Consider the following 14,032-nt stretch of genomic DNA (forward strand, 5'->3'; position numbering starts at 1 on the left):
TACTCCATAGATCTTTATAATGATTTATCAAAAACCTTCTGCCACTTCTTCTCATTATATCCGATGGCAATATAGAACCGATGCGCAGCTTCCCTTTTACCGTTTGATCGCACGCGAATCTTGTTAAACCCGTTCATCCGTGCCCACTTCTCACATTCGCTCATGATCTTTTTACCAATTCCCGCACCTCTATGATGCTCATCGACAACCAAGCCACCAATTTCAGCAAAAGGTACACTTTCGATAGAATATCTTCCCTGTACGTGCCCCCAACCCACAACAAGGGAATCGATCTCAGCTACGCAAACATAATGATCAGTCATTGAGCCTAGTCGATTCAACCTTTTGATGATCTGTTCTGTTGTACTGGTGTAACCCAGTTGATGGGATAATTGGCTAATCCCCTCGCCATCCCCAATTCTAGCTTCTCTGCAATGAATCATAGTGTCTCCTTTTCTAATCTAGTTATCAGGTGTAATAAGTCCTTTACCAATGAAATTGGCAGACACAGGCTTCTTGTCCAGTTCTCTGGACCATACCGATAACTGCCCCATATGGTGAATCTCATGAGCAATCACGTGTCGCATCACTTCTCCCCACGATTCCTTGTCGACGGTGCTATCCAATTCGGGATCAATGCAAGGTCTCTTTTCCATGCTGGGGTCCCAGGATAGAACAAATGCCTCCACATCAGGTCGCAGCTTGCGGTCGAATTGTCGTACGGCTTCCAGTGTTTTATAATTATCAAAATTCTCCATACCATCCGGTTTGCCCTGCAATACTTGGAGCCAGCTCCACTCTACATCGATGATATGAAAAAACGTTTGCAAAATATTGCCTACTCCCCCCGTCCGAGGTCGAAGCAGCTCTTCCAGCGGTACATCCTCACACCACTGAAACCATTGCTCACGCACGATCCAGTTATAACGAAAGAAAGATTCCATTTAGCTATTCTCCTTTTCTATATAATTGAACTAAAAAATATTTACACTTGCCACTCCGATGACAGAACAACCTTCCGATCGCTGTTATCCCCAGATTTTTTGGAATCCCTTTTTCAAAGGGGAAAATCCGGGGATAAAGGCGAACGCTCCGCTTCTTCAGGTTATTTCTGCCCTCTACGTTCTCGTGTAAATGTTTAGTTCAATTTATATATCATGCTTTTTAAGTATTTTGATCAGTTCCATATTGGCAAAAGTTTTGTCCGAATGTTCAAGGTGTTTTCCAAAATCCAATGTCATGCTTCCAAAAACTTTTAGAAACTTATGCATCCATTACGTAATCACAGCGCTGATCGGGGTTCCTAAACGGGTAAATCATTACGCTTACTTATCTGCCGGCTGCTCCATACTCATTTGAACTGACGTTACCCGTTAGCTTAAAAAAACGTGTAGTGTATTCAACTGTAATCTTCAATCAAAGAAATTTTTCCTTCCTTAATCTCGAATGTTGTCTTTCCTTTTAATTGCAGCTTATCCCCACTCTTTAATCCATTAGGAAAATCCACGGCAAGAATACCTTCATAATCGATTCCTACCTCTACTTTGTCATTTATAACACTGTAATCGGTAATTGTCTGGCGACGGCTAGAGAACATCGTTGACGACTGTTCTGCCAACTCCCTAAATGCTTGTATTCCTCTGGTCTCCGTTGTAGTATCTCCATTGGAAATATTACTGAATATTATGTCATTATGTAAGAGTTCGACCATTCTTTCAATTTCAAATGAATTGTATGCTTCAAGATAATTTTCAATTATGCCCCTTATTTCTTTACTAACCATAACCATACTCCTCTCCTTTACATAAAAGAGATGATACCCTTGTTTACCCAGGCAATTTATTCTCAATGTAATATTACCATATATTTCAACTATCCTGCCCCATAACTTAAAGAGGCATCATCACTCTAATATAATTTTACATTTCTCTATCGTCCCTAAAGGTATACAAAAAAAGGATCGTCAGCATATCTGCAACGATCCTTTTTTGACAGCCTGCTAGTTGAAAACAACATCTGACGCCGGTAAATACCGAATTCAGTTTGCAGCCTAAGATTTCTATTTTATTTCGTATTAAAGCTCTTCCTTCGTATTTGCAAGTTTAACAGAAAGCAATCCTGACATGTTGCCACTGTTTTTAGTGCTGATGCTAACCCAGTGGGTACCTGTTGCCCATGGTTTTGTTCCATATTCAGACCAAGTTGCACCAGGAGCTACAGAGAATAACATTTTTTGAGTACCAGACAGAGTACTTTGAGTAACTCGGACAGTTAGGGTTTCCTTAGATGTATTTTGAACCCAAACTTTGACCCATCCATAATTTGCTTGGATATTAAAACTCTTCGTGTAGCTACTTCCGGAAATCTGTGAATTCACAATCTCATTATCAACTGCCATTGGGGTAATGATTCCTTCGCCTTGTGCAGATGCAGTAGTTGCTGATGAGTCCCCTACATTATTTGTTGGTGCTGCAGATGCAAGCGTGACAGCTGCTACCAAGGATAATGCCGACAAACCTACGAACAAAGTGCTTTTCTTCATAATTAAAAATCCCTCTTATTTAAAAATATACATAAAAATAGCTTCGCAAATTTACCATAAGTTACATGTATATACAATAAGAAAATAATTACAATTTCAAAATTTTATGGGCGGCCAGCTCAAAACGTGGACATGAAGCTTAATGGGATATTATTAGTCTAATATAATTCCCCTGTTCTCTACCGTCCGCAAAGGTATACAAAAAGGATCGTCAGCATTTCTGCAACGATCCCTACTTTCATTCCGCTAGCTGGCTGTATACCTCAATTATCATAAGCCTTCTATCATAACCCATGATATGGAAAAAACAAAAGAGCCGCGATCGTCGCAGCTCCCTACTCTTTTGGCTTCGTCATTCTCTTCTTTACATAGAGTAAAATATGAATTCCAGCGTATATAAACAGGACATTAAACAGATAAAGAAGAGCATTCACATAAACATTGGAAAGGAACCAGATCGTATCATCAGGTTTCTTATAATGATAATCAGTAAAGAACCGCAATGGAAAACCATACTCTGTTCGTAAAGTCCCCTCCGTGTAGGCTGTTCCTGGAATAAAGATCAAACCTAATACAGCAAGCCAAGCCGAAAGATTAAATATTCTTTTATTAAACGTCAATTCATCTCATCCATTCATTACATTTTCGGTATCCACCACATTCGCAAACATACTCAGAACCGAATTGTGATGTTCTATAATTTGCTCAGCTTGAAGAATGTTGGAATTCCATGTGCTGTGAGCATCACGAACCAAGGTTAGTGCATAGCCAAGGCTACTTGCTCTGCGACAAGTCGTATCCACGCATATTTCCGTCTGCATGCCAGTCAGAATAAGATCCTTCACTTCGTTTTCTTGTAATTTCATGTTCAGATCTGTTTCGTGAAACGAATCCGGTGTAAGCTTTTCAATAATAAGGTCACCAGTGATCGGCGCAATGGACGGATGAATCGCCCAACCTGCCGTTCCACGCTCAAGGGGACTGCCTGCTCCTTCACTGTGCTGAATGTAGATAACGGAGTGACCTTTTTCCCGAGCCTTGAAAATGACGTGTTGAATTTTCTGAAGCAATATATCCCCCTGATATACGGGATCTGATTCATCGAACATGGCTACCTGAACATCGATAACAAGAAGTGCACAGTGGGTTGGCATCTTATATTCCTCCTGAAAAATAATATTAAATCAGCAATTGTTATGACTCCTTCTTCCGTTTTCGCACCGTTAACAAACCTTCCAATCCCACATCGATCAACACAAATAGTATAGCAGCTAGAACGCCAAATAAAGTCAAAACTATCGACTCTTTAAAATTTAAAATTTCTTCTCCCGCGCCCATGAGTAAATAATAGATATACATACCTAAGACTCCAGCACATGCGTAACCCAGTACTCTCAGACTTAGATACAAGGCATGATTAACGAACTGAATTCTGCTCAACAGATAGTCCAGCAATAAAGATAACGGTAGCCCGATCAATGTGATCAGGGGAGTCGCATATACAAGATAAACAAGAATATAGAAATCAAAGCTGTAAGATTCATTCATGGATATGATACTTGCAATTAAAGTAAAACTAATGATGGTTAGAACGGTCGTCAGGAGCTTTCTTCCAATGTTCATATCACCACTCCCATAAGGTTATCCATATACAATGAATGTTCCTATGCGTCAGATTCTCCCGGCTGCCACCCGATTTCTTGGGACCATAGATGAGCTTTCTCTAATATGCTCCACACCATCGGTCCTTTGCCTTCCACGTATTTTGGACGCTGGTCCTTGTATAATGCCATAAGCCGATGCTTCTCTTCTGCATACTTCAATCGATCCTCTGGATGTTCCCTCAAATAATCTCTAAAAAGTAAGTTCATCTGCTCAGAGAAACTCCCTGCTTGTCTTACATGTACATGTGTTCTCCTGCTTCCGGGCACTTCACGAAAATATCGCTTGGTTTTATCGGGATTTTCTTCTCTAAATACGAAGCCGGCCGCTTCGATTTCCTGTTTGTAGTTAGGTAATTCTTCGTAATTGGATACGGAAATTTGTATATCTATGATCGGTTTGGCGTCCATTCCGACGATGGAAGTTGATCCGACATGGTCAATCCGCACAGCCTTTTCACCCAACGCCTCTCTTAATCTCATCCCGGTTTCGAGAAACATTTGCCTCCAGGTAGCATCATACGTTGCAATTCTCCATTGATCTTCCATGTAGTCCTCCCTTCAATTTCACTAAGTATAGTTTCTATCATCTTTTCTCTGCACGATCTCTATAAACCAAGTGAGATGCTTCCTCTCCCGAAAGAAAACCTAATTTGGTATATAAGTAGTCAGCCTTATTTCCTATAGTAACGAACAAACGAATGGTTGGAGAGAAGCCTTCCAGATGAGAAATCGCCTTGTATAACATATATCTTCCCAAACCCTGATTACTATAGCCGGGCTTAACTGCTATATCATACACAAGAGGCATATTCTCCCACATCGAAATCAAACAAAATCCAACGACCTCGTTCGTCTTTTTATCTACTAAAACCGATGATGCATTCAACAGCTCATCCTGACGGTTATGTTCAAAATAATAACTCACGTCATCCCGATATGTATCCAGATTTCCCTCATCCATTCCTCCACGATATGATTCGTTCATGACTTGAACAATGCTTGGCAAATGTTCCAGTTGGGGTTTAATACAAATACAATCAGTATGGAGGTCATTTTCAATCTTCTCTGTAGGTCTAATCATACATTTCCTTGTGTTTAAAACTTCGAAACCAGCCGACTTCAACACATCAATATGTTCAGCCAGAACATTGTAAGCATCTACCTTTGACTGCCCCCCTGAATTTTGAATGGCATAATCCTTTAAGAAATGAACCATATCTACAGTCAACGTGGATGGAGGGATCATAAAGAAAGATCCAAGTTCATTACTTGTCAAAGAAATCCCGCCCACTCGTTGATTGTTTTGATAGATCCAATAACAATCACTTGCGTCTAGCATCATTTCTTGAAGAGATGCCCAGCTCGGTCTAAACCAGATATTCTTTCTATACGTCGCAAAATACTTGGCATAGCTAGTTTGATTCGCTGCTACTAACGAATATGAAGTCTTATCACTCATTGCCTTCTCCCTCTCTACTACAACTTACTTCTCGGTGGTTATCCAAATATGTTGTAATCTATATTTGATTCTCAGCATACAACTCATTCTTTGCTACGGCTATATAATACATAAACAAGTGCTACTACACTTTTGTTTGAGAAATCACGAGAATTGACAAAAAAAGAGAAGGAACAAAAGTCCCTCCCCTTACCTTTTCAGATATAATCACACTTAAATTTAGAAAACTCAGCTACAGAACCTTCTCCGCTCGCGTATAGACCAATGAGCACCCCTGTAAATCCCCCGGCAACTTCTGAAGAAAGGTATTTCGTCTGTGCTGTACCTAAGAGGATGTCCTTGCCATCTGCATGAATTAGGAAGCTGTAGCGTTCATGGCTTGCCTGTATAACCAATGTGGCATGATGATCACTTCCCAGTTCAACTTCATTTTCGACTGATTTGATATCCCCAATATTCAGACGCTCAATCACCTTATACCCGCTCTGCTCTTTGCGAATGGCCAAGTCATAATGGTGCTGTTCATCCATATAGATGGTGATGCCTGCCTCGCCATTCGTAAGACTAACGTCAACAGAGATGGTCGCATCAAAGTCTTTTTGGCGTAGGCCAATGAATGTCGGGGATGCTGGAACATCCAGTGTCACTTCGGTTCCTTTTAACTTTAAGTTGCCTTGCTCTAACAAGTAATTTTCTGTATTGGGATGACGAAGATAACACCAGTCCAGATTCCAATCCGTGTTCTCGAACGTATAGCTTTTCTTCTCTTGTTGAATGACTATGTCGGAAATACGATCAGTGTCAAAACTCATAAGCGTCGTACCTTCATGCCCTGCCGTAAACCAGCCTTCCTCATCAAAGTTAACTGGCGTAAGGAATACTTCTCGGCCCAGATGATGATAGGTAAGCCACTGCCCACTCTGACGGAATCCCAAATGGAAGATCCACCAATTCCCTTCCTGGTCCTGGATCAGGTCACCATGGCCAACCCCTTGTAGTTCGTAACCGCCCAGATTACGGTTGGTCAGAACAGGATTCTTGGCATAGGGCTCGAAAGGACCCGAAGGAGAATCTCCCCGCGCATACGTGACCATATGACCGTATTCGGTTCCGCCTTCAGATGCCATGAGGTAATAGTATCCATTGATTTTATACAAATGTGGGCTTTCCAGATAACGTCCGCCTGATCCTTGCCATATTGAACGGCTTGGAGTCTTTTTGCGACCTGTTTCAATGTCAATTTCACACTGAATGATTCCCCCAATCCCTTCATCATCGGTCCCGTTGCTCATAAAGAAGGCCTTACCATCTTCAAAATACAAATCCGGATCGATTCCCCCTTGATCCACAATAATCGGTTCTGACCACTCCCCGTATATATCGTCAGTCCATATATAGAAATTCTGACGCGTCGTGTCGTTCGTCGTGGTCATAAAGAATCGCCCATTGTTGTATCGAATTGTAGGGGCGAAGACACCTCCAGAGCTGCCCACCGTCTCCAGACGAATCTGGCTTTTTCGAGTTAAACAATGACCGATTTGGGTCCAATTCAATAAATCTTTGCTTTCAAAAAGCGGGACACCCGGAAAATACTGAAAAGAACTGCACACCAGATAATAAGTGTCATCCACCTTGCAGATGCTCGGATCAGGATAGAATCCTTTAATAACCGGATTATTGTATTTCATTTGAGCCACCTCTTTTTCTATAATTCATATATTTAAGAATCCAACTTCATAAGTAGATAAAAAAATTAAACACTATCGCAAACATACTTTCAATGCATTAGAGTTGAAGAGTCCAGTTAAATTCATTAAATTAATATATATATGATTTCAATAGATCTGGTTAGGAGATTGTTAAAGATGATCAAAGCGAACGGAGATCCAAAATTCATACCATTATACGAAGCGCTGGCAAGCGAGGTTAGATGGAGGATCATGGATTTGATTGCAGATAGCGAAATGAATGTGAAGGATATTGCGGCTGCATTAGAACTTAGCCCCTCTATCGTCACCATGCACATACGAAAGCTTGAGCAAGCCGGACTGATCGATAGCCGCCGGATACGCCTGAATGGAGGCACGCACAAATTATGTTTCCTCAAACAAAATAACATCGAGATCGAACTACCATCCGCCAGCCGGACAGCAAGAATTAGAGAACAGACAATTTCAGTGGGTCACTATACTGCATTTGAAGTCTATCCTACCTGCGGTCTTGGGACGCATGAGAAAGAAATCGGTGTTTGGGACGACCCACGCTACTTTCTTGATCCTGAGCGGGTTCACGCAGCCATCCTTTGGTTTGGAAGAGGTTATGTCGAATACAAAACACCTAACTATATGCTTCCTGACGAGACTGCTAACGCCATTGAGATTTCAGTGGAACTGGCTTCTGAAGCCCCGGGTTTAAGAGATCATTGGCCATCGGATATCCGATTTACGTTTAACGGCATTTCGCTTGGAACGTGGACAAGCCCCGCTGACTTCGGAAGAGCTGCCCGAGGCAAATATACACCAACATGGTGGCATCGCAATGTGAATCAATATGGATTATTAAAGACGATTCGTGTTGATGACTCGGGTACGTATATGGATGGAGAGCGGATGTCGGACGTGGCGATCGAGGATATCAAACTGGAGCAGCCATTCTGGACGCTTCGTTTCACAGTTGACGAGGAGGGGGCTAACGTCGGGGGATTAACACTTTATGGTTCCGGGTTCGGCAATCATGACCAGGATATTGTCATACGCGTACAACGCTAATCTTTCTTTATGTAGTAACGAATAATCCCGTTCTTCTCTTCAAACGTATTCCTTTGAATGAACGGGATACTGCTGTACGCAGTTAAAAAAGCCTTCTATATTCAACACTATGAACATGAATCAACACGTTCTGGGCTGCCAATCTTTCGAAAAAATCCAACATATCCCCAAAGGGATTTTCGAAATACACAATCAGGTGTTCATAATTTGCAGTAGATTTCAAAAAGTTATAAAAAAAATAAGGGTCCATGTTCCCCACATCATCTTTACTGTCGAGGGAAACCTCCAACGTTTGCCCTGTTTCTGCATTCTCGAACATGCAATGCTCTCCATGAACATCGAAATGCCATTTTCCACTCAAATAATCTTCACTGTTTAATACTTCTTCATTGGAAAGTAAGTAGTACGCTCCATTAATGATCTCTTCCTTTTCAGCCTGGCTGGTTTCCGAAATCAATTTGTCGATCAGTTCTTGTGCAATTCTTTTGAACATGTCCATCGCTTCCAATAATGTATCTGTTGTTTCTTTGGTTAAAGCGTGCATCTCTTACCTCCAGCTTGTAGCGGACGTCTTGAAATCCCTTCAATATAGTCCTAGTTTGTATTTATTCCTTTGTACTTTTTTCCAACGGATAGAGCTATTGACGGCTCGAACGCATCGCCTTTACAAGTTTTAAACTGCTGTCGTTTAAGAACTCTTTATATGCTTCGGATTCAACGGCGTAGATCGCCACTTTCCCTTGTGAATTATGATGAATGCCCCAACCGTAACGCTTACCCAACGAAGAAGTACGAAGACAGGGTTGTCCCTTAGAGAAAAACTTGGCTCTCTCTATGGATCTTTGTTCGTCGGGTATATCATTGCGCTGCGCGAACACTTCAAACATGACGTCCTCTTGCGTATATTGATAAGGGTGGTTTGCTATCATTTCATATTGTATAACTGGAACGGTTTTGCCGCCGTTTTTGGCTTTGGGGATCTCTGCCACTTTAACAGGGCAATCTTCTGCTACTGCAATAAAAGTTTCATAGTAGTTCATGTCTTTCATCTATATATCCTCCCATCAATTCAGAAAATTAAAGGATACGAATATACGATCAAGCTTGAGCTGTTTTATAAATATTTCTTAAAAGCCTTGCTGGATTCCCCATCGTACCCTAACTTCGTGTAGAAGCCGTGTGCTTCGTACCTGGATGAACCGCTGGTGAGAAACACTTTTATACAATTTTTCTGTATGCAAACATCCTCTATATACTTCATAAGTTCAGATCCATATCCCTTGCTCTGCACATGTTCCGTAATGATAACCCGCTCAACCACGCCAAACGGTCTATTTTCCACCAAAGCATCCAGACAAATATGTAAATGCGCAGTCCCAATAACCTGATCACCGACTTCGTAAACAAATAAGAAACTGTTGGGATTATCCCTTACTTCTTCTATCCGCTCTGCCAGTACCTTCGTATTCAGGTTGTTCGGTAATAATTCTTTGTACAACCTTTCAATAACCTCGACATCCCTTGCTTGGGCCTCTCTGATCATCAGGTTCCACTCCTCAACTTAAATAGTAAATTAAATGATAACTACGTCCATAATAACCCAAAAAGCGGTATATGCGAACAGTAACTTCCTCTTTTTCCACCTGCTGATTAGCGGTTCTTTCCTTACAGGTCCAGAACAAAAAACCACGGTTTCCCGTGGTCCATCCATTCCAGTATGCTCTATTCTACCGATCCACTTACCAGTCTTCCTTCAAACCATACCGCTTGTCGCGCAGACCTTCTGGCAACCGCCTCTGCCGAGCAACTTGCTTCTACCAGTACAAAACTAGCTGTATCCCCTACCTTCGGCCATACCTGTTGTCCCTCTGAATCCAGTGGAGTGATACCACTTGTGACAAATGCAAGAGACTGAGCCAAGGAGCGTTCATCGTTATACCCGTACAATTCGGCAAAACGGCCGGCTTTCTCCAGTTGATCTCCATTCCCAAATGGAGACCAATGATCCGTCAAACTGTCTGTCGCCAGCTTCACGTTCACTCCATGTTTATGGAGCATCGGAAGTGGCATCATCATTTTACCGATAGGCACGGTCGAAGCAACACTCATACCAAGGGAGGCCATTCGCTTCGCCATATCTTCCGTTTCTTGCTGCTCCGCACGGGCGAACCAGAACGCATGACTTACGGTAACTTTACCCTGAAGTCCTGCTTCTTCGGTCAGATCAGCCAATTGCAGCAACGTTTGTTTACCCGGTTCTCCAGAATCATGCAAATGAATATCGATGCCTGCCTGATATTGAACAGCCAGTTCGACCATTGCGTTAAGCGATTTCTCGATATGCTCGTCCACGGTGTGAGGATCCAGTCCACCTACATGAGTGGCCCCTTCTGCCATGGCTTGACGCATGAGCTCAACCGAATTAGAGCGGAGAAGTCCATGCTGCGGGAAAGCGACGATTTCAGAGGATATTTTGCCCGAAAATGTCTCCAATGCCTGCTTTGTCGCTTCCAGCCGTTTCAACCCGCTGACCGGTTCAATATTGCAATGACTGCGCACATGGGTGGAACCATATCCCTGAATCAGGCTCAGAATGCTCTCCGCCTGACGCTTTGCATCGGGTAATAGCTTGGGCAGCAACACTTTCTCTTCTTCGATACGTTCGAAAATGCTGGAGATGCGTCGAACCGCTTTCCATGGTGCATCATAATACGTTTTATCCAAATGAATATGGGCTTCCTCGAACGAAGGCAACAGCAGCAATCCTTTACCATCAACCTTTGGCAACTCGCTTGTTAATTCCGCATCCCCATCCACGATGGCTGCAATGACTCCATCTTCAATCCGCAGATGACCAAGGCTCGTCCGGGTGCCAGTTACCTGCCCGTCTTCCATTACATAACTTTGCTCCAATGATACGTTGGTTAACCAGTATTCCTGCTTCAACATAGTCACTCCCTCTTTCCACTCGGTCTATCGAGCATCGAGTACCGATTCATCTGTGGTCAATGGTACCATAGGACCTCATTCAGCAAAAATAGTTAAAACGTTGGTGTTCCATACGATTATCGTCTAGATATTATTGGACTTCCCCATTAGTATACGAAGTGTAATATATCCCAAAACTTGAATCACAAATACCATAGCCACAAATTCAACCAGAATGCTGTTGCCCGCACTTAAATCAGTCATGATATCCTTCAAAATGAGGTCAGGCTGCTTCAGGACATCCCAACTATTCCACCGATTAAATCTCCCGATGTATACCCCTAAACTGCTCAGAAGTAAAATAACGCCTACAATTACCATGCTACTAAGTTGGTTTAATCGTTTATTTAACAATTTGTGGACTTGATGTATGGAGCAAATGGACAGAAGTAAACCAAGTATGGCTACGACAAACGCTAGGGTAAGGCTATACCAAAAATCAATATTAACCCAGAATTTAGTTTCCCCTTGAGGATCAAAGTATCTGAATGCATGCAAAATTTCTGTGAAAAGATATGCCGAATTCGGTAGAAAGAACAGCCAGCATGCACACATCACCCCGACTAGTGCGATGCTCGTTCTTGTAAGTTTCCTATTGCTTACATAACTAATCGTTGATGAAATGATGAATGGAACCCATGCCAAAAAAATGTCCCACGTTAAAAATTGATACATGTTCGTGTTTGTTTTGGTACGCAAGTAGTGAACAACAAGTAGACAACCTATGGTAGCAACGATCAACACAATACTCATTTTTAAATAAATTGTATTTTTATTATTGTTCATTTCTTCGCTTCGATTTCCCTTTCCTTGGTGGTATGCAAGTGCAGTCCTGATAACCTGATCATCCATTTCATAAACGAACTGTGACTCCGCCTTCCTAGTAATACACGTCCATCATAACCCAAAATGTGGTATATGCGAAAATAGCGGCGTGAACCCAGAAGGAAGACAAAAACTTTACTTTCGCAATATTTCCGTTCATCTTCCATTCTTCTAACATTAGAGAATGCAAAAAAACAGGCACTAGGGAGTGCCTGTACATATTTAGAAACAAGCAAAGTACTTAGCTAATAGTTCACTGCTTCTTTTTTATATGAAATATATGATGATCAGAAATTAAACCGCGCATGGCCGCCATCCGTCACGCCTTCGATCTGTTCAATATCCAGCAGTCTTCGCTTCATCTCCAGTCCTCCGCGAAAACCGGTCAGCTTGCGGTTGGCACCGATAATGCGATGACACGGCAGCAGCACCGGAATGGGATTGGCTCCATTGGCTGCCCCAACAGCTCGCACTGCTGAAGGTCTTCCCACCGTAGCCGCAATATCGCCATATGTTCTTGTCTCACCATAAGGAACATTCCCTAACTCCGCCCATACCTGCTGTTGGAATGTCGTTCCGATCAAATCAAGTGGTATTTCGTCTGTGAAAGCCACCTTGTTTCCGGCAAAATAGGATTGCAGCCAATCCATCATGCCCGTCTGCTTCAACGCTGCTTCATTCTCTTCGAGCTCCACTCCAGGAGCAATTCGGCCAATCCAACTACTCCAATCTTCCAGCGTTTCATTGGGCATGATGACACGGCATAGCCCTTTTTCGGTGGCAAGCAATACCCACGGACGACCGTCTAATTCCATTTTGGTCCACTTGATGCTTTTTCTCATACGTCTATCGTCCTTTCCTCTCGTAGGTTTATCTGGTTTCTTTTCTCGTTATGCACACATACTACACACGAACCGTTTTTTTCATTTTTCGTTTCATGCTGCGGATGATCTGCTTCGTCTCCGGATCAACACGATAGGACTCCGTTATTTTCTGAAGAGCCTTATTATACGTAAAGTCGTCCAAGGTATTGTCCTGCAAATAACGTAGCGTGGCTTCAGGCTGTTTCACATAAGCGATGGAAATCGCCCAGGCCACTGCCATTTTCACATAGTACCCTTCGTGATGAATGGTATCTAATGAAGCAAGCACTCTGCTGATATATTTTTCTTCCATATAAAAGTTCAACAGCATCACAACCCCGAAGCGAATGTCATACTCCTGGTTGGATACCAGATAGGGCTGCAAGAAATGCCATACCTGATCCAGATGTGCTTTTGTATATTTCAGACCACCGCAAAAGCTGTCGCACACCGACCAGTTATCTATTTTGGGAACAAACCAGGCAATATGCTGCAGGAGTTCCTCAATATCTGCTTGGGCATGACCGATAACCATCGCTTGCAGCATCACTTCTTCAAAATAATCATCATCAGCGGTTTTCAGATAGGCACGCCAGTCCTCTTTGACGATTTGTTTCGCCATCTTGCGTATTTCAGGCAGTCTCACACCTAACAGATTCGTGATATTCGGAATGAGCGCAGCCGAGAATTTCTGATATTCCGGTTCGACCAGAGATAATAATTGTGTTCTTACAACCGATTCCACATGTCTCCTCCTCATCGGGTTTTCTACAACAAGTATATCCCGGCCGCATCCTTTTGTAAGCCTATATCGAATGTTTTAGCAAGATTACAATATCCATTTCCCGTGGTCGCTGTTTAACTTCCATTCCATTTCGTTTAAGAATACGGAGTTGAAATATGTTCAACCAAACATTTACACA

At 42.4% G+C, this 14,032-nt stretch carries 16 protein-coding genes; 1 reads left to right on the plus strand and 15 read right to left on the minus strand.

The window, feature by feature from the left end:
- Window positions 1-14: 14 nt before the first annotated feature.
- From BUA17_RS19640 to BUA17_RS19685, 9 genes are all read right to left on the minus strand, one after another.
- Window positions 15-443 (minus strand): GNAT family N-acetyltransferase, encoded by a 429-nt coding sequence (locus BUA17_RS19640; RefSeq protein WP_072734694.1) that lies wholly within the window; start codon window positions 441-443, stop codon window positions 15-17.
- A gap of 18 nt (window positions 444-461) precedes the next feature.
- Complete coding sequence (locus BUA17_RS19645) at window positions 462-944, minus strand: DinB family protein (protein WP_072734695.1); 483 nt, start codon at window positions 942-944, stop codon at window positions 462-464.
- 455 nt (window positions 945-1,399) lie between these two features.
- The gene (locus BUA17_RS19650) at window positions 1,400-1,783 is read right to left on the minus strand and encodes a nuclear transport factor 2 family protein (RefSeq protein WP_072734809.1); all 384 of its coding nucleotides are present in this window, start codon (window positions 1,781-1,783) and stop codon (window positions 1,400-1,402) included.
- 291 nt (window positions 1,784-2,074) lie between these two features.
- Window positions 2,075-2,542, minus strand: coding sequence for a hypothetical protein (locus BUA17_RS19655; RefSeq protein WP_072734696.1), 468 nt, complete (start codon window positions 2,540-2,542; stop codon window positions 2,075-2,077).
- A gap of 626 nt (window positions 2,543-3,168) precedes the next feature.
- Window positions 3,169-3,696 (minus strand): cysteine hydrolase family protein, encoded by a 528-nt coding sequence (locus tag BUA17_RS19665; RefSeq protein WP_072734698.1) that lies wholly within the window; start codon window positions 3,694-3,696, stop codon window positions 3,169-3,171.
- A gap of 40 nt (window positions 3,697-3,736) precedes the next feature.
- On the minus strand, window positions 3,737-4,165 hold the full coding sequence (locus BUA17_RS19670; protein WP_072734699.1) for a hypothetical protein: 429 nt from the start codon (window positions 4,163-4,165) through the stop codon (window positions 3,737-3,739).
- Between the two features lie 41 nt (window positions 4,166-4,206).
- On the minus strand, window positions 4,207-4,752 hold the full coding sequence (locus tag BUA17_RS19675) for a GrpB family protein (protein WP_072734700.1): 546 nt from the start codon (window positions 4,750-4,752) through the stop codon (window positions 4,207-4,209).
- Window positions 4,753-4,789: 37 nt separating this feature from the next.
- Window positions 4,790-5,665, minus strand: coding sequence for a GNAT family N-acetyltransferase (locus BUA17_RS19680; RefSeq protein WP_072734701.1), 876 nt, complete (start codon window positions 5,663-5,665; stop codon window positions 4,790-4,792).
- A 197-nt stretch (window positions 5,666-5,862) separates the two neighbouring features.
- Window positions 5,863-7,353 carry a glycoside hydrolase family 43 protein gene (locus BUA17_RS19685; protein WP_072734702.1) on the minus strand — a complete coding sequence of 497 codons (1,491 nt, stop codon included), beginning with the start codon at window positions 7,351-7,353 and terminating at the stop codon, window positions 5,863-5,865.
- 177 nt (window positions 7,354-7,530) lie between these two features.
- Between BUA17_RS19685 and BUA17_RS19690 the strand changes: the two genes are divergently transcribed.
- Window positions 7,531-8,433: an ArsR/SmtB family transcription factor gene (locus BUA17_RS19690; protein ID WP_072734703.1), complete on the plus strand. Its 903-nt coding sequence runs from the start codon at window positions 7,531-7,533 to the stop codon at window positions 8,431-8,433.
- Between the two features lie 82 nt (window positions 8,434-8,515).
- Here BUA17_RS19690 and BUA17_RS19695 read toward each other — a convergent pair whose 3' ends face one another.
- From BUA17_RS19695 to BUA17_RS19725, 6 genes are all read right to left on the minus strand, one after another.
- Entirely contained in the window at window positions 8,516-8,977 is a 462-nt protein-coding gene (locus tag BUA17_RS19695; protein ID WP_072734704.1) for a DUF6896 domain-containing protein, read from the minus strand.
- A gap of 94 nt (window positions 8,978-9,071) precedes the next feature.
- A complete protein-coding gene (locus BUA17_RS19700) occupies window positions 9,072-9,482 on the minus strand; it encodes a DUF6157 family protein (protein WP_072734705.1) in 411 nt (136 codons plus the stop codon).
- Window positions 9,483-9,547: 65 nt separating this feature from the next.
- Window positions 9,548-9,976 (minus strand): GNAT family N-acetyltransferase, encoded by a 429-nt coding sequence (locus BUA17_RS19705; protein WP_072734706.1) that lies wholly within the window; start codon window positions 9,974-9,976, stop codon window positions 9,548-9,550.
- 179 nt (window positions 9,977-10,155) lie between these two features.
- Window positions 10,156-11,382 carry an amidohydrolase gene (locus BUA17_RS19710; protein WP_072734707.1) on the minus strand — a complete coding sequence of 409 codons (1,227 nt, stop codon included), beginning with the start codon at window positions 11,380-11,382 and terminating at the stop codon, window positions 10,156-10,158.
- Between the two features lie 1,151 nt (window positions 11,383-12,533).
- Window positions 12,534-13,088: a methylated-DNA--[protein]-cysteine S-methyltransferase gene (locus tag BUA17_RS19720; protein ID WP_072734708.1), complete on the minus strand. Its 555-nt coding sequence runs from the start codon at window positions 13,086-13,088 to the stop codon at window positions 12,534-12,536.
- Between the two features lie 61 nt (window positions 13,089-13,149).
- A complete protein-coding gene (locus BUA17_RS19725; protein ID WP_072734709.1) occupies window positions 13,150-13,854 on the minus strand; it encodes a DNA alkylation repair protein in 705 nt (234 codons plus the stop codon).
- Window positions 13,855-14,032: the final 178 nt, after the last annotated feature.

It is taken from the genome of Paenibacillus sp. ov031 (assembly GCF_900143165.1).
Taxonomy (GTDB): domain Bacteria; phylum Bacillota; class Bacilli; order Paenibacillales; family Paenibacillaceae; genus Paenibacillus; species Paenibacillus marchantiae.